We start from the raw sequence: 19323 nt of genomic DNA, 5'->3' as shown, positions 1-19323 counted from the left end.
GCTTTGTGAGGGAGCGTTACACATTGCTCCAGTTGTCCGGCTGGGCGCTGCTCGCGCTCAGGCTGACAGCGCTGTGCCCACTGGTCGCGGCGGTCGCGGGGACCACGACTGCGACCAACGCGGCTGCGACACCCGCTGCCACGATGGCAGCCTTCCGTATCAGACTCATGTCTGCTCCAGTCTCGGAGTGATGGATGGAATGGGAGTCGCAAACAACAAGGTTGGCCGCGACGCCCCCTCCACGCCGCGGCCGCCTTGCGCGCTGCTCTAGCGCCCCCCGTGGCCCCCTGGCCGGTGCCCCCTAACGCAGGGTGTTGCTCCAGTTGTCAGGGTTGTTGATGATCGGCCGTTCTTCCTGGGCCTGCTCCTCAACGCCCTCGCTGAGCGGCTGAAGCTCGATACCAGCCGTCGGCTCCGGGAACTCCCCCGAGTTGGCTCCCGTGTCGATCCCCACTCCGGGCTTCTTGCCCTTGCCCGTGCTCGGAACGTTGGTAGTCATGCTGTTTCTCCCCGTTTGATGTCTCGTTGCGGTTCTTGGCGCCCGCCTGGTGACGACCCCCGTGCGCCACCAGGCGGGCATCTTTCGACGCGATGAAATCCTGGCAGCGCCCGATAAGCAACCGATAAACGGCCCCGAAAATGCCCCTGACCTGGCGCTATACGGCCACGCTCGGGGATGAGCGCTCGCCGAGCAGGTGGAGGATCTCGTCGCTGCCCTCAGTGCCCAAGGACTTGTGGATGTTCAACGCGTCATGCCAGCAGGCCCGCGCCCGGTCGACCTGCCCGATTCCGTGGAGCGAGCGCCCGAGAACGGTCAGTACATCGGCGGTCCTCCAGTGACCGGTGGCCTTGCTCACCAGCCCCAGGGCCTGCTCGGCGTGTGAGGCGGCCTGGCGGTGATGGCCCGCGGCGAGGTGGACCTCCGCCATGCGGTACAGGGTCACGCCCTCCCACAGTTGCTGGCGTGCCTCGCGGAACATCGGCAGCGCCTCGTTGAGGCTCCCCAACGCCAGGTCCAGCTGTCCGCTCGAGGTCTGGGCGATCCCGAGTGTGTACAGCGCGACAGCGTGGCGGTACCCCTTGTGCAGTTCCCGATAGACCGCCACGGCTTCCTCGGCGGAGGTGACCGCCGAGGCGCTGTCGGCGAGTTCGACGTACGCACGTGAGAGGTTCGACAAAGTAGCGGCGGTGGCGTGCGGGTTGTCGTCGTCACGGAAAGCGGTGAGCGCCTGCTGGTAGTACTCCTTGGCGTCCTCGTAGCGCTTGCGGTCCTTGGCGATCAGCCCGCGCAGATTCGGCGCGTAGCTGCACGTCAGGGGGTCCTCCGCGGCCAGTCCGAGCAACTGCGCGCGCTGAGCCTCAAGGTCTGCTTCCTCGAAGTGGCTGCTCGACCAGGAGCGGATCCGCCCCAGCAGCAGATGTGCCCGGCCGGCTACCAGGGTTTCGCCGCAGTCGTCCGCGGTCTCGACCATGGCGCGCACGGCCTGCTCGTACTGGCGCAGATGAACGCCCGACTCCATGAGGTCCTGGGCTGCGAACAGCAAGTCGATCGCCTGACGCAGCGGGCCGGGGCACCCTGTCGCGGCGGCCTGTTGGACGGCGGCGAGCAGATTGGCCGCTTCGGCGAACAGCCAGTCGAGGGCCTCGGACCGTTCCGTGAACGCCAGCCCGTTGCGCTCCGTGGACGCCAAGTGGGCCAACACCCGGTCCCCCGGGTTCTCCAGCTCGTACACGCCCGCTGCCGACGCCAGATAGAAATCGAGCACGCGGGACAGCGCGCCCTGGCGGTCGTCCGGGGTCTCGTCGCGTTCGGCGCAGTCGCGGGCGTAGAGGCGCAGCAGGTCGTGGTAGCGGTAGCGGGCCGGGGCCGCGGACTCCAGCAGGCTTATGTCGACCAGCGCCTCCAGCAGCGACTCGGTCTCGTAAGGGTCCATGTCGAGCACCGCGGCGGCCGCGTTCAAGGAGATGTCGGGGCCGTCCGGCAGGGCCAGCAGGCGGAAGGCGCGGGCCTGCTCGGGGCCCAACTGGCCGTACCCCATCTCGAAGGTGGCCTTGACCGCCAGGTCCCCCGCCTTCAACTCGTCCAGCCGGCGCCGCTCGTCGCTGAGCTTGCGGGCCAGCACCGAGACCGTCCAGGTGCGCCGGGTGGCCAGCCGGGACGCCGCGATGCGGATCGCCAGCGGCAGGAAGCCGCAGGCCGCCACGACGTCGAGAGCGGCCTGGCGTTCGGCCATCACCCGTTCGGTACCGACGATCTTGGTGAAGAGCTGAAGCGCCTCCTCCGGGCTCATGACATCCAGGTCCACCAGATGGGCACCCTCCAGATCCACCATGCGGACCCGGCTGGTGATCAGTGCGGCGCTGCCCGGGGTGCCCGGCAGCAGCGGCCGTACCTGCGCGGCGTCGTGCGCGTTGTCCAGCAGGGCCAGCACGCGACGGCCGTCGAGCACCGACCGGTACAGCGCAGCGCGGTCCTCAAGTCCGTCCGGAATGGCTGAATCCGGCGTGCCCAGTGCCCGCAGGAAGGACGCCAGCACCGTCTCCGGTTCGGCTGGCCGCGCCCCCTGCCCCTGGAGGTCCACGTACAACTGCCCGTCGGGGAAGGCGGTTCGGGCCGCATGGGCCACATGCACCGCCAGCGTGGTCTTTCCGACACCGCCGATGCCCGCCACCGCGGACAGGGCCATGACACCCTGCTCAGCGGTGGCCAACTCCTCGGCCAGCTCCGAGACGAACGCGGCGCGGCCGGTGAAGTCGACCACGGTCGCTGGGAGTTGCGCCGGCCGAACCGTGGCGATCGTCGCCGCGGAGTCCCCGGACGACGACGGAGCGGCCAGTTCCGGGTCGGCCTCCAGGATGCGCTGATGGAGTTCGGTGAGTTCCGCGCACGGATCGACACCCAGCTCGTCGGCGAGCAGCCGCCGGGTGTCGGCGAAGACGCCCAGCGCCTCCGCCTGGCGACCGCTGCGGTACAGAGCGAGCATCAGCAGCGCCCGCAACCGCTCCCGCAGCGGGTGTTCGGCCGACAAGGCGGTCAGCTCGGAAACCGCCTCACTGTGCCCGCCGAGTTCCAGATCGAGTTCGAGGCGGGCGTCCAGCAGGGACAGCCGCCACTCGATCAGCCGGGTGCGCTGCATCTCCGCGTACGGCCCGGGAAGCCCCGCCAGTGGCTCGCCGTCCCACAAGTCGAGGGCCGCGCAGAGCAGTTCCCGGGCCCGCGCCGCATCACCCGAGGCCCGCGCCTTCTCGGCCTCGGCCGCGTGCTGCTCGGCGACCGCGATGTCCACACTGCCCGGCGCGGTACGCACCGCGTAGCCGCCCGACACCGATGTCAGCACGCCCGCACCCAGGGCCTTGCGCAGGCGGAACGCGTAGGTGCGCAGCGCCGCCAGCGCGCTCTCCGGCGGCTCCTGGCCCCAGAGCGCGTCGATCAGCTCATCGGCCGTAGCGGTGCGGCCACCGCGCAGCAGGAGTGCGGCCAGCAGGGCACGCTGCTGGGGTGAGCCCGCAGGTAGCAGGTTCTCGCCATGCCAGGCCCGCACCGGGCCGAGGAGCGCGAAGCGCAGCCCCGGCTCCGTTCCGCCATCCATCACAGACTCCCATTCCGCCGGTGGCGAGAACGCGTCGAGCACGTACCGAGCGGACGTATATCGATCGTTCATCGCGAGCCGGGACCATCTCCTCGTGTGATGAGTACAGCCGCGTGACCGCCAGTTTGCCCTGTCCTACCGGGCGCGGTCACCTCCTCACGAGCGGTTGTACGCCAATCGGTCCGAATTGAGCGGAATTTGAGATTCCGTGTGTGAGGCCTGTGAGGGAGAGGAGTGACGGAGCTGTCATGTGCTCATGGTGTACGCCACCGAAGCCGTCCGCATCGGTGTTTGGAGGCGGTCTCGGTGGGCCCACCACGGAGCGGACGCGCGCGAGGATGAGCACGGTGGTGACACCCGGCCGGATGCTGCGCAAGCGGGCCGCGGAACTGCCGTGCGCGGTACCGTACGGCGCCCTTCCCGGCGCGCCCTTCGCCGCGACCGCCGCGTGCAGCTACGCCGAACTCGACCGCCGGGCGCGCGCAGTGGCCGCCCGGCTCGGCGGCGCGCTCCCGCCGGGCAGCCGGGTACTCCTCGCCTACCGCCAGGGCCCGGACTTCGCCGGCGCCTTCTACGGCTGCCTGTACGCGGGCATGGTCGCGGTGCCCTATCTGCTGCCTGACCACGGACCAGGCGACGGGACGCCGGACGGCATGGACGACGGCATCGACGACGGGGTCGCCGATGCCGTCGACCGGGTCGCCCCCGCCGCCGTACTGACCGCCGCCGACGGCTGGTCGGCGCTACCGGTCAACCGCGAACGCGTTCCGGTTCTGGAGGCCGACGGGCACATGGTCGGCGGCTGCCCGGTCGCCGAACTCGCCGACCGCTGGCGCCCGGTGGGCGTACTGCGCGGCACCGACGCCTACCGGCGCTACATACCCGGGCCGCCCGGCGACCCGTTGGGCGGCCGAATGGAGCCGCCGTTCAGCCACGGCGACCTGCTCAACGTCCTCCATGAGCTACAGGACGCCTGCCGACTCGGCGTCAAGGACGACGAGTTGAGCTGGATCGCCTCGGTGCACGGCATGGACGACGCCGTATGGCGGCTGCTGCTCCCCGTCCACCAGGGGCGCGCGGTCTGGGAGACGGGCCGGCCCCGCGGACCCCGAGGCAGGGGGTAGCGGCGGCGGAGCGGTGCGATCGGCGAAGGCGGCGAACGTGTCCGGCCGACGATGCTGACTCTCATCGAGCTGACGAGCCGTCAGATCGGCGCTACCGTGGCTCCATGGAGAGCTTCCCGGAGATCATCTCGGTGGACGACCACACGGTCGAGCCCGCAGGCGTCTGGCGGGACCGGCTCCCGTCCCGGTACCACGACATCGGCCCGCGCATCGTCCGGGCACCGCTGAAGGAAATGACCTTCGTCGGCGGGAAGTTCGCGCCCAAGATGGGCGCGCCCGGCGATGACGGGCCGATCGCCGACTGGTGGGTCTACGAGGACCTGCGCCGCCCACTGACCCGGCTCGACACCGCCGTCGGCTACAGCCGTGATGACGTCAGGCTCGAAGGCATCACCTACGAGCAGATGCGTCCCGGCTCCTACAGCGTTCCCGAGCGGCTGGCGGACATGGACATCAACCATGTGCGCTCCGCGCTCTGCTTCCCGACCTTCCCGCGCTTCTGCGGCCAGACGTTCACCGAGGCCAAGGATCGCGAACTCGGGCTGCTGTGCCTACGGGCGTACAACGACTGGATGGTGGAGGAGTGGTGCGGGCCGCAGGCGCACGGCCGCCTCATCCCGCTCACCCTCATCCCGCTGTGGGACGCCGAACTCGCCGCCCGCGAGGTGCGGCGCAACGCCGAACGCGGTGTGCGCGCGGTCTGCTTCAGCGAGATACCGCCGCACCTCGGGCTGCCTTCGGTCCACAGTGACGCCTGGGACCCGTTCCTGGGCGCCTGCGACGAGACCGGCACGGTCATCGCCATGCACATCGGCTCCTCCTCGAAGATGCCCTCCACCTCCGCGGACGCTCCGCCCGCCGTCGGTTCCACGATCACGTTCGCCAACTGCTGCTACTCGATGGTGGACTGGCTGATGTCGGGCAAGTTCGAACGCTTCCCCAACCTCAAAATCATGTACGCCGAGGGGCAGATCGGCTGGATGCCGTACGTCCTGGAGCGCGCGGACGTCGTGTGGGAGGAGAACCGGGGCTGGGGCGGGGTCGCCGACAGGGTGCTGCGCCCACCGTCCGAGCTGTTCGCCGAACACGTCTACGGCTGCTTCTTCGACGACGCGTTCGGCCTGCGGAACCTCGACGCCATAGGCGCCGGCAACGTCCTGTACGAGACGGACTACCCGCACTCGGACTCGACCTGGCCGAGGTCCAAGGAAGTCGGCGAGTCGCAGATGGGTCACCTCCCGCAGGATGTGGTCGAACGGATCGTGCGCGGTAACGCGATCGAACTGCTGGGCCTGACCAGCGACGGCCTCTGGGCGGGCGCGGGCTCGTGAGACGGCGGGTGAACCGTTGGGTGGACGGTCCCCCGCACCGCCCGCCCACGGGGCCCTCCCGCTCCGCCTCCCTCCCCTGATGTCCCCTGCCCTACCCGGCCCGCCTCCGGCGCGGGCCGGTCGCGGCGGTGCTTGCGGCCCTGTGGTCACAAGGATGGCGGGAGGTGGGAGCGCGGGGGCAGTGTCATCTGTCCTGAGTGCGTTATGACATACGTCATGGGGTGCGCCCCGCGCGAAGACGGGCTTGTCTGACGGTACGTCAGGGACGACGATGTGGGCACTCGCGACGAGGAGGCCCACATGGTGCGGATCCTGCCGGAAGGTCGTTTGGTCTACGGGATGCAGTTGCCGGTCCAGGCGCTGAGTGCCGTCTTCGCGGAGGGATGGGAGACGGAGGCCGAGCCCGGGGACCTGCTGGCGATCGCCTGCGCGGCGGACCGGCTCGGTTTCTTCTACGTCGCCTGTTGCGACCATGTGGCGATTCCGGCCCGGCTCGCGGACGCGATGAGCACCACCTGGTACGACCCGGTGGCCACCTTGTCCTACGTGGCGGCCGCGACCACCCGGGTGCGGCTGCTCAGTCATGTCGCCGTGGCCGGGCTGCGGCACCCTCTGGTGCTCGCCAAGCAGTACGCCACGCTTGACCACCTCTCCGGTGGGCGGCTGATCCTCGGCGTGGGCGCCGGACATGTCCGGGAGGAGTTCGACGCGCTGGGAGTGGACTTCGACCGCCGCGGTCCGGTGCTCGACGAGACGATTGACGCGCTCAGGGCCGCACTCGGACCGGAGGAGTTCCCGGAGTACGGCGGTCGGCACTTCGCCTTCCGGGGACTGGGGCAGCGGCCCAGGCCCGTTCAGGTTCCCCGGCCACCGATCTGGGTCGGTGGATCGTCGCCCGCGGCGATACGGCGATCGGCGCTGCGCGGTGACGGCTGGCTGCCGCAGGGAGATCCTCGGGACCAGCTGCCGTCGCGGATAGCGGAACTGGCGCGGCTGCGGCGCGGCGCACCGTTGGACATCGGGGCGATCACCGAGCCGGTGTACGTGGGGGAGCCGTCGTGGCGGGTGGGCCGCCGCACGCTGCGCGGCAAGGGTGAGGCCATCGCGGAGTCGCTGCGCGAGTATGCCCGCATGGGGGTCGGGCAGATACAGGTCCGCTTCCGCAGCCGTAGTGCGGCCGAGCTCCTCGACCAGATGGAGGCGTTCGCCGCTGACGTCGCGCCGCACCTCAACTGATGGCGGGGGGGAACCCGGGCGGTGCCCCCGGTATTGACGGCTTCGGCGGGCGCTGCGAGAGTCGAGTAAACCTGACGGTACGTCAGAAACGAAGTGGACGCCCGAGGAGCGATCTTGGAATTCGGGATCTTCGTACAGGGATATGTGCCCGCGAGCCGGGCGAAGGCCGACCCCGAGGCCGAGCACCACGCGTTGCTGGAGGAGACCGAGTACGTCATCCAGGCCGACAGGTCGGGTTTCAAGTACGCCTGGGCGAGCGAGCACCATTTCCTGGAGGAGTACTCCCACCTTTCGGCCAATGACGTCTTCCTCGGCTATCTGGCCCATGCCACCGAACGCATCCACCTCGGCTCCGGAATCTTCAACCCGCTGCCGCAGGTCAACCATCCCGCGAAGGTCGCCGAGCGGGTCGCCATGCTCGACCATCTCTCCGGCGGCCGCTTCGAGTTCGGCACCGGACGCGGCGCGGGCAGCCATGAGATCCTCGGCTTCCTCCCCGGGATCACCGACATGAACCACACCAAGGAGATCTGGGAGGAGACCATCGCCGAGTTCCCCAAGATGTGGCTGCAGGACACATACGAGGGGTTCAAGGGAAAGCACTGGTCGCTCCCCCCGCGCAAGGTCCTGCCCAAGCCGTACGGGGTATCGCACCCCGCGATGTGGTACGCGGCGGGGTCGCCGTCCTCGTATGCCATGGCCGCCGGGAAGGGCCTCGGGGTACTGGGGTTCAGCGTGCAGAAGGTCTCCGACATGGAGTGGGTGGTCGACTCGTACAAGACCGCGGTACGCGACGCCGAGCCGGTCGGCGACTACGTCAACGACAACGTCATGGTGACGTCCACCGCGATATGCGCCGAAACCTCGAAGAAGGCGCGGGAGATCGCGGTCTCCAGCAATCTCAACTACCTGCAGTCGCTGCTGTTCCGCTACCACGACACCTTCCCCCGGCCCGAGGGGATTCCGCGGTGGCCGGAACTCCTGCCGGACTACACCCCGGAGATCATCGACCTGTTGATAGCCGAGGAGTTGATGATCTGCGGCGACCCGGACGAGGTCCTTTCACAGTGCAGACGGTGGGAGGCGGCGGGCGCCGACCAGTTGGTGTTCGGGCTGCCGGTGGGCGTGCCGTACCAGGACACGCTGACGACGATCAAACTCATCGGAGAGCACGTCATCCCGAAGATGGACACGGACCCGGTGCACCGGACCACCCGATTCCGGAAGGCGGCGCGGGGCTAGCCGGGCCGCGCGGACAGCCCGCCCGAACGGTGTGCGGGGCCCCACCGCGGCCCCGGCGCCCGCTGTGCGGCGACGGCTTCCCGGGCCGTCGCTTCCCGACCCGGTCCGGGGCCGTGCGACGGCGGCCCGTCGCACGGCCCCGGCCGGGCCGATCCGGGCCGCGGCTCCCTCGCCACCACTTTCCGCAGAGGGGAATCGACCATGCTTGACCACCTGATAAGGGGCGCCACCGTGGTGGACGGCACGGGAGCGCCCTCATATCTCGCAGACGTCGGAATACAGGACGGAAGAATCGTCTCGATCACCGCTCCCGGCAGCACCACGGAAGGCGCGCGCAGCGCTCAGGACGCGGACGGGCTGGTGCTCACGCCCGGATTCATCGATCCGCACACGCACTATGACGCCCAGTTGTTCTGGGACCCTTTCGCGACCCCGTCCATGCACCACGGTGTGACCACCGTCGTGGGCGGCAACTGCGGATTCACCCTGGCGCCGCTCAGGCCGCGGGACGCCGACTACACACGGCGCATGATGTGCAAGGTCGAGGGCATGTCGCTCAAGGCCCTTGAAACCGGGGTGGATTGGAGTTGGGCCTCGTTCGCCGAGTACCTTGGCGCGCTCGACGGGCGGACCGCGGTCAACGCCGGTTTCATGGTGGGCCATTGCGCGCTGCGGCGGCACGTCATGGGCGAAGACGCCATCGGTGGACAGCCCACCGCACGGCAGTTGGAGCGAATGCTGTGGCTTTTCCATGAATCGATGGACGCGGGCGCGTGGGGTCTTTCGACCACGCAGTCGTCCACCCACTCCGACGGGGACGGCAAACCGGTGGCGTCCCGCTACGCGCGCCGCGAGGAGTTGCTGGCGCTGTGCCGCGCGGTCGGGGAACACGAGGGCACACAGATCGAGGCGATTGTCGCCGGATGCCTGGACCAGTTCTCCGATGACGAGATCGAGTTGCTGGCCGCCATGAGCGCGACGGCCGGGCGGCCGCTGAACTGGAACGTACTGACGATCGACGCGGCCGTTCCCGAACGTGTTCCGCGGCAACTGCTCGCATCGGCCATGGCCCGTAAGGCGGGTGGCCGGGTCGTCGCACTGACGATGCCGATCCTCACGCCGATGAACATGTCGCTCGGCACTTTCTGCGCGCTCAATCTGATTCCCGGATGGGGAGAGATCCTCGGTCTCCCGGTGGACGAGCGGATCGGCAGGCTCAGGGATCCCGCCGTGCGGGCGGAGATGCTGCGCCGTGCGGAGAGCCCGGAAGCCGGCGTCTTCCGGCGGCTGGCGGACTTCGGTCGCTACGTCATCGGCGATACGTACTGCGAGCAGAACGCTGGACTGACCGGTCGACGGGTCTGCGACATCGCCGCCGAGCGAGGACAGGAACCCTTCGAGGCGCTGGTGGGGATATGCGCCAACGACCGGCTGCGTACGGTGCTTTGGCCCATGCCCACGGACAACGATCCGGCGAGCTGGGAGCTGCGACGGCAGACCTGGGAGCACGAGGACGTCTTGCTGGGTGGCTCGGACGCGGGCGCGCATCTGGACCGGATGTGCGGTGCGCCGTATACGACACGGTTCATCGGGGACTGCCTGCGCGGGCGAAGGCTGGTGGGGCTGGAGAAGGCGGTGCGTATGCTCACCGGCGATCCGGCCAGGTTGTACGGGCTGCGTGGGCGGGGCCGGATCGCCGAGGGGTACTTCGCCGACCTGGTGGTCTTCGACCCTGAGCGGATCGACGCCGCAGCCGCGACCCTGGTACACGACCTGCCGGGCGACAGCCCGCGGTTGCACTCCGCGGCGCAGGGCGTGGTGAGTGTGCGGGTGAACGGCGTCGAGACCATAAGGGACGGAGTGGTGACGGGCGCCGTCCCGGGGACGGTGCTGCGCTCGGGGCGCGACACGGAGACGGTCTCGACGGGCTAGGGCTTCGCGTGGATCCGCGTCGTTGCCCGAGGGCAGCACCTCGGGCACCGACGCCTCGGGTCTACTGGCCGTGCCGTTCCCTGAGCTGCTCCTGGTAGAGGCTGGCGGGCAGCACATGGCTGCCGGAGGACTGGAACTCGCCGGGGCGGTGGCCGCTGGCGGGCGGTGCCTGGGTGCCGGTGCAGCCGATGGCCCAGTTGTGCGCGGTCGGCGGGTCCTCCACCTGGTACCTGCCCACCGAGCAGTTCCATGCCACGTCGTTGGCGCCCGCCCAGCCCTGGCCGCTGCCCATCCACTGGCGGTCGTGCAGCGCGAGCGTGCCGGAGGTGTCCATGGTGATCTCGTCGTAGAGGGTGCCGGTCGCCCACCGCTGGTGCGGGCCCGCGTCCAGCAGTCGCTTGCCGGTGTTGCTGGCCGTGCAGTTGGTGATCACATTGGGGCCGGGGATGCGCGCCTGTGTTGCCCAGGCATGCTGGTTGCTGCCGGTCACCGTGCAGTTCTCGATCAGTGTCTGTTGTCCGCTGACCGTGTAGGCGACCGGCTGGGCGTGGACGTCCTGCGGTACGGAGGCGTCCAGCGACCGGGTGTCCAGCATGGTGTCGTGCAGCGCGCCGGTGCCGAAGGAGAAGGCCGAGCCGAACCTGTTCGCGGTGACGTCGCGCACCCAGGAGTTCTCCGCGGCGTCCACGCTGACCAGCGCCGAGTTGAAGTACCCGCCGCCGTGCCAGGACGGGTCGGACTCGAACGCCTTGCCGTTTCCGGAGAGGTTCTCGACGCCCGCCTCGCTGATGCGGCCGGCGAAGGTGTAGGTCCACACGCTCGCGTGCGTGTACTGCTTCTCCAGCGCCTGGGGGAGCGGCACGTCGAGGGTGATGGTGTCGCCACGCACGCCCGCGACCGTGCGCTCGAACTCATGGCCGCTGCTGGGCTTCCACGGGGTGCTGGGGGTGCCGTCGGGGCGTGGCGGGATGTGGTCCATGCCGATGGCGTGGATCCAGTTCTGTTCTATGGGGCGCTGGACGACTATCCGGTCCCCGGCACTGAAGTGCGTGGCGGCGCCGGCCACATGGAGGGTGCTGGCCCCGACCGGCACATAGGTGTCGGTTACCGGCTGGGTGTCCCCGCTGCGGGTGATCTGCCCCGAGCCGCCGACCGCGACGAGGGTGTGCGGCTTACCGGTGCCGGTGAGCACGGTGCCCTGGGCGCCCGACCCGGAGCCGCGCAGCACGACACCGGAACGGTCCACCTTGATGGTGCCGCCGATCCGGTAGGTGCCCGGCCTGAGCAGGACAGCGCCGCCTGACGGGGTGCCGCCGACGCGTTCGACGGCGGCTTGGATGCGGGCGGTGTCGTCCCCGGAGGCGGCCGGAGCGAGGGTGACGGCGACCGGCCGGTCGGGGATGGGCTGGTCGCTCTCGTGGTAGCCGACGCGGGAGAAGTCGGGGATGCGGTTGCCCTGTGCGTCGGTTCGGTAGGAGAGCCTGCCGCCGCTGAAGGCGACCCAGTCGGCGCTGGCCCGGGCGCTGGCCGCGGGAGGGGTGCGGGGAGAGGCGCCGGCCTGCCAGTACGTGGTGGTCAGCCCGCCCGTCACCGCGAGCGCGGCGGCGGCGCCGAGCACCGCGTACCGCCTGCGGCGCGGATGGCTCCTGTGGGGTTCCGTCATGGAGCGGCAGCATGCCCGGGCCAACCTTGTTAGTAAAGGTTCCTTACAGTCTTTTACGGAACCTTCAACTCCCGTATTGGTGACGCGCCTTGGGGCGTCACCCTGGTGGCGCGGAGGAGCCGCCGGATGGCAGCGCTGGGTGATCGATCGCCCCAGGTGCGGGATGACAGGAGTCATCGCGAGATTCGGTGTGATCGCGCACGGGAAGAGACAAGGCCGGGCAAAAGTTGCCCGCTTTCGGAGGTGCTCGCAGTGCGTATCTCGACCATGATCTTTCTGACCGACGAGACCCTCGGCCCCGTCCAGCTCGCGCGGGAACTTGAGCAGCGCGGATTCGCCGGGCTCTACCTGCCCGAGCACACCCACATCCCGGTCTCCCGCAAGAGCCCCTACCCGTTCGGCGGGGAGCTGCCCCGCGAGTACGGGCGCACCCTCGACCCGTTCGCCGCACTGGGCGCGGCCGCCGCCGTCACCGAGCGCCTGATCCTCGGCACCGGGATCACCCTGGTGGCCCAGCACGACCCCATTGTGCTCGCCAAGCAGGTGGCCACGCTTGACCACCTGTCAGGCGGCCGGTTCACCCTGGGCGTGGGCCTGGGCTGGAACCAGGAGGAGGCCGCCGCGCACGGTGTGGACTGGCCCCGCCGCCGCACCGCCGTCCGGGACAGGTTGGCGGCCATGCGCGCCCTGTGGGCACCCGAACCGACCGGATACGACAGCGAGTTCATCCACATCGAGCCCAGCGAGGCGCACCCGAAGCCGAAGGGGTTGCGGGTCCTGCTCGGCGGCGCGGCCGGGCCGAAGCTGTTCGCGGACGTCGCCGGATACGCCGACGGCTGGCTGCCGGTGGGTCAGGACCCCGCCGAGCACCTGCCCGCGCTGCGCGCCGCCTGGACCGAGGCGGGACGGGAAGGTGAACCGCAGGTCGTCCCGTACGCGATCCGGCCGAACGCGGACAAGGTCGCGCGGCTGCGGGACCTGGGCACCGAGGAGGCCGTCTTCATCCTGCCGCCGGCGGGCGCCGACGAGGTGCTGCGCACCCTCGACGACTACGCGCAGTACCTGTAACGCGCCGTCCGGGCCGGGGCCTTACGGCCCGGGACCTGACGAGGACGCACGGTGCCCGCGGTATTCCTGGGCATGGCTGTGACAAACCGCGCAGGCGGGCATCGCTTTCGCTGTCGGTGCTCGCTCGTATGCTCGGTGGATGGACACCAGCATGCCGCGCCCCGAGGAGCCGACACCGACCGCCAACGCCATGCGCCGTGCGCTGGGCCGCGCCCGCAGCGGCGTCGCGTTGGACGTCGCCGAGGCGGCAGTCCTGCTGCGAGCGCGCGGCGAGGACCTCGACGCCCTCTCCTCGATCGCCGCGCGGGTGCGGGACGCGGGCCTGGAGGCCGCCGGGCGCCCCGGCGTGATCACCTACGCGCGTAATGTCTTCATCCCGTTGACCCGGCTGTGCCGCGATCGCTGCCACTACTGCACCTTCGCCACCGTGCCCGGCAAGCTGCGGCGCGCGGGCGAGGGGATGTTCCTGTCCCCGGACGAGGTGCTGGCCATCGCCCGGCAGGGCGCCGAACTCGGCTGCAAGGAAGCCCTGTTCACGCTCGGCGACCGCCCCGAGGACCGCTGGCCCGAGGCCCGGGAGTGGCTGGACGCTCACGGCTACGACGACACCGTGGCGTACGTGCGGGCGATGGCCATCCGGGTGCTGGAGGAGACCGGACTGCTGCCGCACCTCAACCCCGGCGCGATGACCTGGACCGACGTGCAGCGGCTCAAGCCGGTCGCGGCATCCATGGGCATGATGCTGGAGACCACCGCCACCCGGCTGTGGTCGGAACCGGGCGGCCCGCACCACGGATCCCCGGACAAGGACCCCGCGGTGCGGCTGCGCGTGCTGCACGACGTGGGCCGCTCCAACGTGCCGTTCACCACCGGCATCCTGATCGGCATCGGCGAGACCAGCACCGAGCGCGCCGAGTCGCTGTTCGCCATCCGCACGGTGGCCCGGCAGTACCACGGCGTCCAGGAGGTGATCGTCCAGAACTTCCGTGCCAAGCCGGACACGCCGATGCGCGGCATGCCGGACGCCGAACTGGACGACCTGGTCGCCACCATCGCCGTGGCCCGGTTGATCCTGGGCCCCGCCGCCCGCATCCAGGCGCCGCCGAACCTGATCGCGGGCGAGTACGCGCGGGCCATCGCCGCGGGCATCGACGACTGGGGCGGCGTGTCCCCGCTCACTCCCGACCACGTCAGCCCCGAGCACCCCTGGCCGCACATCGACCAACTGCGCGCCATCACCGCCGAGTCCGGCTTCACCATGCGTGAACGACTCACCATCTACCCGGAGTTCGTCCAACGCGGCGAACCCTGGCTGGACCCGCGCGTCCTGCCGCACGTCAGGGCGCTGGCCGACCCGGACAGCGGGCTGGCGGTGGAGGACCGCAAGCCCACCGGCCTGCCCTGGCAGGAGCCCGACCAGGTCTTCACCGCCAGCGGGCGCACTGACCTGCACACCGCCATCGACACCGAAGGCCGCACCGGCGACCGCAGGAACGACTTCGACGAGGTGTACGGAGACTGGGAGGCGCTACGCGAACAGGCCGCCCCCGGTACCGTCCCGGACCGCATCGAGGCCGACGTACGCGCCGCCCTGGCCACCGCCGCCGACGACCCCACCCGGCTCACCGACGCCGAGGCGCTCGCCCTGCTGCACGCCGACGGCCCGGCGCTGGACGCGCTGTGCCGGATCGCCGACGACGTACGGCGCGACGCCGTCGGCGACGAGGTCACCTACATCGTCACCCGGAACATCAACTTCACCAACGTCTGCTACACCGGCTGCCGCTTCTGCGCCTTCGCCCAGCGCCGCACCGACGCCGACGCCTACACCCTCTCCCTCGGCCAGGTCGCCGACCGCGCCCAACAGGCCTGGGAGGTGGGTGCCACCGAGGTGTGCATGCAGGGCGGCATCCACCCCGACCTGCCCGGCACCGCCTACTTCGACATCGCCCGGGCGGTCAAGGACCGGGTGCCCGGCATGCATGTGCACGCCTTCTCGCCGATGGAGGTCGCCAACGGCGCCACCCGCACCGGACTGTCCATCCGCGACTGGCTGCAGCGGGCCAAGGAGTCCGGCCTGGACACCATCCCCGGCACGGCCGCCGAGATCCTCGACGACGAGGTGCGCTGGGTGCTCACCAAGGGCAAACTGCCCACCGCCACCTGGGTGGAGGTCGTCAGGACCGCACACCAACTGGGCATCCGCTCCTCCTCCACGATGATGTACGGGCATGTGGACCAGCCCCGGCACTGGTTGGGCCACCTGCGGCTGCTCGCCGGCATACAGCAGGAAACCGGCGGGTTCACCGAGTTCGTCACCCTGCCCTTCATCCACACCAACGCCCCGGTGTACCTGGCGGGCATCGCCCGGCCCGGCCCGACCCACCGGGACAACCGCGCGGTCACCGCCATGGCCCGGCTGCTGCTCCACCCGCACATCCGTAACATCCAGACGAGCTGGGTGAAACTGGGCACCGAGGGAGCGGCCGAAATGCTCCGCTCTGGCGCCAACGACCTGGGCGGCACGCTGATGGAGGAGACCATCTCCCGGATGGCGGGTTCCAGTTACGGGTCGTACCGCTCCATCCGCGACCTGGTCGCGATCGCCGAAGCGGCGGGCCGCCCCGCCCGGCAGCGGAACACCCTGTACGGCACGGTGCCGGAGGAACGCCGGGCGGCCGGGCTGGCCTCGGACGGCCACCTGCCGGAGCTGCTGCCGGTCCTGGACAGCTGAGAAGAGAACGACACAGTGAAGCGGCCAACTCAGAAGGGGAGTTGCGGCGTGGCCGAAATATGGGGGCGGGCGGAACAACAGGACTTCCGCAGCCGGGTGAGAGGCTGCCTGCTCGGTGGGGCGATCGGCGACGCGCTGGGCGCCGGCATCGAGTTCGACTCGCTGGCGGCGATCCGAGCCAAGCACGGCGAGGCGGGTGTCACCGACTACGTCCCCGCCTACGGGCGGCGCGGTGCGATCACCGATGACACCCAGATGAGCCTGTTCACCGTGGACGGGCTGATCCGCGCCCACGTCCGCCGGGACACCGGCACCTGGCATCCGCCGACGGACGTGCACCGCGCCTACCTTCGGTGGGCCGCCACCCAGGCCGACTGGGGCCCCGACGAGCGTGACGCCGACGCGGGCTGGCTGGCCCGCGAGGAGTGGCTGTACTCCCAGCGCGCCCCCGGACGCGCCTGCCTGTCCGGCCTGGGCGACGACCGGATGGGCACGCTGGCCCAGCCCAAGAACCCCGGCTCCAAGGGCTGCGGCACGGTGATGCGCTCCGCGCCGTTCGGCCTGCTGGTGGGCTGGGAGCCGGGACTGGTCTGCCAACTCGCGGTGGAGTGCGCCGCCCAGACCCACGGCCACCCCACCGGATACCTGGCGGCCGGTGCGCTCGCGGTGCTCGTGCACGCGCTGGCGCACGGCAACTCGCTGGAAGAGGCCGTACAGCAGGCCCTGACGCAACTGGCCGTCCACTCCGGCCATGAGGAGACCACGCAGGCGCTCCGCAGCGCGCTGGAGGCGGCCCGTCAGGGGCCGCCGTCCGCCGCGCGGGTCGAGTCGCTCGGCCAGGGCTGGACCGCCGAGGAGGCGCTGGGCATCGGCGTGTACTGCGCGCTGGTCGCGGAGGACGTACGGCACGGGCTGCTGCTGGCCGTCAACCACTCCGGCGACAGCGACTCCACCGGTTCGATATGCGGCAACCTGCTCGGCGTACAGCACGGAGAGACGGCGCTGCCGCCCGCGTGGGTGGTGGAGTTGGAGGGGCGCGAGACGATCCTCCAACTGGCCGACGACTTCTCCATGCAGATGACGCAGGGCGCCGCCCTGACCGGCGCGAGCGCCTGGCTGAGCCGGTACCCGGTCTCCGGGTGACGCCGCACCCGGCCGCCCGCCCGAACTCCCCTACGGCGCCGGGCGAGTGGCCGGGCGAACCGTAGCCGGTGCGTTCACCGCACTCCCGTTGACCAGCTCGACCACCGCGTCACGCTCCGCCGTCCGCTCCGGCCGTAGCAGGCCGATCACCACGTACGACACCAGTGACACGGCCACCGGTGTCGCGATCTGCGCCTGCAACGACACCCCGGTCAGGCCGAAGTTCGTCAGCCAGAAGCCGAACAGGCCGAGCGCCCAGCTGGCCAGCGCCGCCGTCGGGCCCGAACGGCGGCAGCACCGCAGCAGGCCCATCAGCAGCGGTATGGAGATCGGCCCCACCAGGCCCGCGACCCATTTGACGACCACCGTGATGATGTCCTTGAACGTCGGTGAGTCGACCTGGGTGGCAACCGTCATCGACAGCGCCAGGAACGACACCGTGGCGATCCGCGCCGCGACCAGCCCGGTCCGTGCCGACCAGTGGCGTACCGCACCGGAGAGCGACGGCAGGATGTCGCGGGTGCACACCGCCGCGATCGCGTTGGCGTCGGAGGAGCACATCGCCATGGTGTGGGAGAAGAACCCGACCACCACCAGCCCCAACAGGCCGTGCGGCAGCAGCCGTTCCGCCAGCAGCGCGTAGGCGTCGCTCGCGTCCGGCTTCCTGGCGTGCACCAGTAACGGCGCCACCCACATCGGGAAGAACAGCACCAGCGGCCACAGCAGCCACAGCGCACCGGACAGCGCCGCCGACCGGGTGGCGGCCCGGGCGCTGGTGGTGGCCATGTAGCGCTGGGCCTGGTTCCACATGCCGCCGTTGTACTCGAAGGTCTTGATGAACAGGTAGGCGAGCAGGAACGTCACGGTGTACGGCCCGGCGGTGGGATGGGTGTGCCCGGCGGGCAGCCGGTCCCACACGTTCCACAGGCCGCTGACGCCGCCGATCCTGCCCAGCGTCTCCGCGAACATCGCGACACCGGCGAGCAGTTGGATGACGAACTGCCCCAGTTCGGTGAGCGCGTCCGCCCACAGCCCGCCCACCGTGCAGTACACGGAGGTCACCACACCGGTGACGAGGATGCCCTGGTCGAGGGAGGACCCGGTGAAGACGGACAGCAGGGTGGCGATCGCCGCCCATTTGGCGCCGACGTCGACGATCTTCAGCAGCACCCCGGACCAGGCCAGTGCCTGCTGGGTCGGCACGTTGTAGCGGACCTTGAGGAATTCGAGCGGCGAGGCGACCCTCAGTCGCGACCGCACCCGGTTCAGCCGGGGCGCGAAGCTCCTGGCGCCGATGAGGACGCCGATGGCGATGGGGAAGGACCAGGTGAAGAACGAGGTGACGCCCAACTGGTAGGAGATCCCGGCGTATCCGGTGAACATCACGGCGCTGTACCCGGACATGTGGTGCGAGATGCCGGACAGCCACCACGGCATCCTGCCCCCCGCGGTGAAGAAGTCGCTGACGTCGCCCACCTGCCGGTGCGACCACACGCCGATCGCGACCATCACGCCGAAGTACCCGACGAGGACGGCCCAGTCGAAACCGTTCATGCCCCCTCCAGGGGTCCGTCTTGTGAACACCACAGCTGTGCACAAGGAACACGAACGCGCGTCGCAGGAGCGGGACTTGCGGGGGATTCAATCCGCGATCGGGTGGCTGGTCAAGAGGTAGCGGTTCACGGATATGAACAGCAGTCAAATCAGGGAACGAATTTACCGCCTCTTGACTCCTCTTGGCATTGTTGTGGCTCGACGCGCGACGACACCATGAACGGGTGCTTCGCAGGCGCGGGACCGAAGGTCCACAACAGCCAAGGCCCGTGAACAGCAACGAGCCCCCTCGGCCAGGACGGCGACCAGTCGAGAGGACTCTGGTGTTACTGCCGCACTCGCGGCGGTGTTTGTGGGGAGGGGTATGGCGCTGCTTCGGCCGGGTCTCAGCCGAGGTCGAACGCGCCCGCCTCCACGCCGGCGATGAAAGTCGCCCAGGAGTCCGAGGAGAAGGCCAGCGAAGGCCCCTGCGGGTCCTTGGAGTCGCGCACCGCTACGGCGTGCGCCCCGGGGGTGCGCACCTCCACGCACGCGCCGTGCGCGCCGGAGTACGAGGACTTCTTCCACGCCGCCGTGATGCCGTGCGCGCTCTGCTCGTTGTTCATGTCAGCTCCGAAATAGCCGAGGGGGTTGGGGAGTTGTCGACCTTGGCGACGCGGACGACGCTACTCGGCAACATCACTACCTGGAGCCGCCGTTCACTCGA

General features: G+C 70.1%; 14 protein-coding genes. 8 read left to right on the top strand and 6 right to left on the bottom strand.

Going from position 1 to position 19323, the window contains the following annotated elements; genetic code table 11:
• Positions 1-16 precede the first annotated feature (16 nt).
• From P3G67_RS30255 to P3G67_RS30245, 3 genes are all read right to left on the bottom strand, one after another.
• On the bottom strand, positions 17-169 hold the full coding sequence (locus tag P3G67_RS30255) for a hypothetical protein (RefSeq protein ID WP_276096340.1): 153 nt from the start codon (positions 167-169) through the stop codon (positions 17-19).
• A 132-nt stretch (positions 170-301) separates the two neighbouring features.
• On the bottom strand, positions 302-499 hold the full coding sequence (locus P3G67_RS30250) for a hypothetical protein (protein ID WP_276096339.1): 198 nt from the start codon (positions 497-499) through the stop codon (positions 302-304).
• 157 nt (positions 500-656) lie between these two features.
• Complete coding sequence (locus tag P3G67_RS30245; protein ID WP_276096338.1) at positions 657-3590, bottom strand: AfsR/SARP family transcriptional regulator; 2934 nt, start codon at positions 3588-3590, stop codon at positions 657-659.
• Positions 3591-3928: 338 nt separating this feature from the next.
• On the opposite strand from P3G67_RS30245, the gene P3G67_RS30240 reads away from it, so the two are divergent.
• The 5 genes from P3G67_RS30240 to P3G67_RS30220 all read left to right on the top strand — a co-directional run bounded on the left by P3G67_RS30240 (position 3929) and on the right by P3G67_RS30220 (position 10455).
• Positions 3929-4714, top strand: coding sequence for an AMP-binding protein (locus P3G67_RS30240; RefSeq protein WP_269855661.1), 786 nt, complete (start codon positions 3929-3931; stop codon positions 4712-4714).
• A 104-nt stretch (positions 4715-4818) separates the two neighbouring features.
• On the top strand, positions 4819-6045 hold the full coding sequence (locus P3G67_RS30235; RefSeq protein WP_276096337.1) for an amidohydrolase family protein: 1227 nt from the start codon (positions 4819-4821) through the stop codon (positions 6043-6045).
• A 300-nt stretch (positions 6046-6345) separates the two neighbouring features.
• Complete coding sequence (locus tag P3G67_RS30230; protein ID WP_276096393.1) at positions 6346-7281, top strand: TIGR03619 family F420-dependent LLM class oxidoreductase; 936 nt, start codon at positions 6346-6348, stop codon at positions 7279-7281.
• A 114-nt stretch (positions 7282-7395) separates the two neighbouring features.
• On the top strand, positions 7396-8523 hold the full coding sequence (locus P3G67_RS30225; RefSeq protein WP_276096336.1) for an LLM class flavin-dependent oxidoreductase: 1128 nt from the start codon (positions 7396-7398) through the stop codon (positions 8521-8523).
• Positions 8524-8724: 201 nt separating this feature from the next.
• Positions 8725-10455 carry an N-acyl-D-amino-acid deacylase family protein gene (locus P3G67_RS30220; RefSeq protein ID WP_276096335.1) on the top strand — a complete coding sequence of 577 codons (1731 nt, stop codon included), beginning with the start codon at positions 8725-8727 and terminating at the stop codon, positions 10453-10455.
• A 61-nt stretch (positions 10456-10516) separates the two neighbouring features.
• On the opposite strand, the gene P3G67_RS30215 is transcribed toward P3G67_RS30220, so the two are convergent.
• A complete protein-coding gene (locus P3G67_RS30215) occupies positions 10517-12118 on the bottom strand; it encodes a hypothetical protein (protein WP_276096334.1) in 1602 nt (533 codons plus the stop codon).
• A gap of 252 nt (positions 12119-12370) precedes the next feature.
• On the opposite strand from P3G67_RS30215, the gene P3G67_RS30210 reads away from it, so the two are divergent.
• From P3G67_RS30210 to P3G67_RS30200, 3 genes are all read left to right on the top strand, one after another.
• The gene (locus tag P3G67_RS30210) at positions 12371-13186 is read left to right on the top strand and encodes a TIGR03619 family F420-dependent LLM class oxidoreductase (protein WP_276096333.1); all 816 of its coding nucleotides are present in this window, start codon (positions 12371-12373) and stop codon (positions 13184-13186) included.
• Positions 13187-13325: 139 nt separating this feature from the next.
• Positions 13326-15920 (top strand): bifunctional FO biosynthesis protein CofGH, encoded by a 2595-nt coding sequence (locus P3G67_RS30205; protein WP_276096332.1) that lies wholly within the window; start codon positions 13326-13328, stop codon positions 15918-15920.
• 48 nt (positions 15921-15968) lie between these two features.
• Positions 15969-17063, top strand: coding sequence for an ADP-ribosylglycohydrolase family protein (locus tag P3G67_RS30200; RefSeq protein ID WP_276096331.1), 1095 nt, complete (start codon positions 15969-15971; stop codon positions 17061-17063).
• A gap of 30 nt (positions 17064-17093) precedes the next feature.
• Here P3G67_RS30200 and P3G67_RS30195 read toward each other — a convergent pair whose 3' ends face one another.
• Both P3G67_RS30195 and P3G67_RS30190 read right to left on the bottom strand, forming a co-directional pair.
• Positions 17094-18617 carry a sodium:solute symporter family protein gene (locus P3G67_RS30195; RefSeq protein ID WP_276096330.1) on the bottom strand — a complete coding sequence of 508 codons (1524 nt, stop codon included), beginning with the start codon at positions 18615-18617 and terminating at the stop codon, positions 17094-17096.
• Positions 18618-19003: 386 nt separating this feature from the next.
• A complete protein-coding gene (locus P3G67_RS30190) occupies positions 19004-19222 on the bottom strand; it encodes a DUF397 domain-containing protein (RefSeq protein ID WP_269855670.1) in 219 nt (72 codons plus the stop codon).
• Between the last annotated feature and the right edge of the window lie 101 nt (positions 19223-19323).

Source organism: Streptomyces silvisoli, from assembly GCF_029269905.1.
GTDB classification, from domain to species: Bacteria; Actinomycetota; Actinomycetes; order Streptomycetales; family Streptomycetaceae; genus Streptantibioticus_A; species Streptantibioticus_A silvisoli_A.
The sequence above is the reverse complement of the archived record's forward strand: the minus strand, read 5'-3'. Positions and strand labels throughout refer to the sequence as shown.

What these genes read in the sequence shown, in the direction of transcription:
- P3G67_RS30205 (WP_276096332.1), top strand. Translation starts at nt 13,326, where the DNA reads ATGGACACCAGCATGCCGCGCCCCGAGGAGCCGACACCGACCGCCAAC.
- P3G67_RS30215 (WP_276096334.1), bottom strand. Translation starts at nt 12,118, where the DNA reads ATGACGGAACCCCACAGGAGCCATCCGCGCCGCAGGCGGTACGCGGTG.
- P3G67_RS30190 (WP_269855670.1), bottom strand. Translation starts at nt 19,222, where the DNA reads ATGAACAACGAGCAGAGCGCGCACGGCATCACGGCGGCGTGGAAGAAG.
- P3G67_RS30255 (WP_276096340.1), bottom strand. Translation starts at nt 169, where the DNA reads ATGAGTCTGATACGGAAGGCTGCCATCGTGGCAGCGGGTGTCGCAGCC.
- P3G67_RS30240 (WP_269855661.1), top strand. Translation starts at nt 3,929, where the DNA reads ATGAGCACGGTGGTGACACCCGGCCGGATGCTGCGCAAGCGGGCCGCG.
- P3G67_RS30235 (WP_276096337.1), top strand. Translation starts at nt 4,819, where the DNA reads ATGGAGAGCTTCCCGGAGATCATCTCGGTGGACGACCACACGGTCGAG.
- P3G67_RS30195 (WP_276096330.1), bottom strand. Translation starts at nt 18,617, where the DNA reads ATGAACGGTTTCGACTGGGCCGTCCTCGTCGGGTACTTCGGCGTGATG.
- P3G67_RS30220 (WP_276096335.1), top strand. Translation starts at nt 8,725, where the DNA reads ATGCTTGACCACCTGATAAGGGGCGCCACCGTGGTGGACGGCACGGGA.
- P3G67_RS30245 (WP_276096338.1), bottom strand. Translation starts at nt 3,590, where the DNA reads ATGGATGGCGGAACGGAGCCGGGGCTGCGCTTCGCGCTCCTCGGCCCG.
- P3G67_RS30230 (WP_276096393.1), top strand. Translation starts at nt 6,346, where the DNA reads ATGGTGCGGATCCTGCCGGAAGGTCGTTTGGTCTACGGGATGCAGTTG.
- P3G67_RS30250 (WP_276096339.1), bottom strand. Translation starts at nt 499, where the DNA reads ATGACTACCAACGTTCCGAGCACGGGCAAGGGCAAGAAGCCCGGAGTG.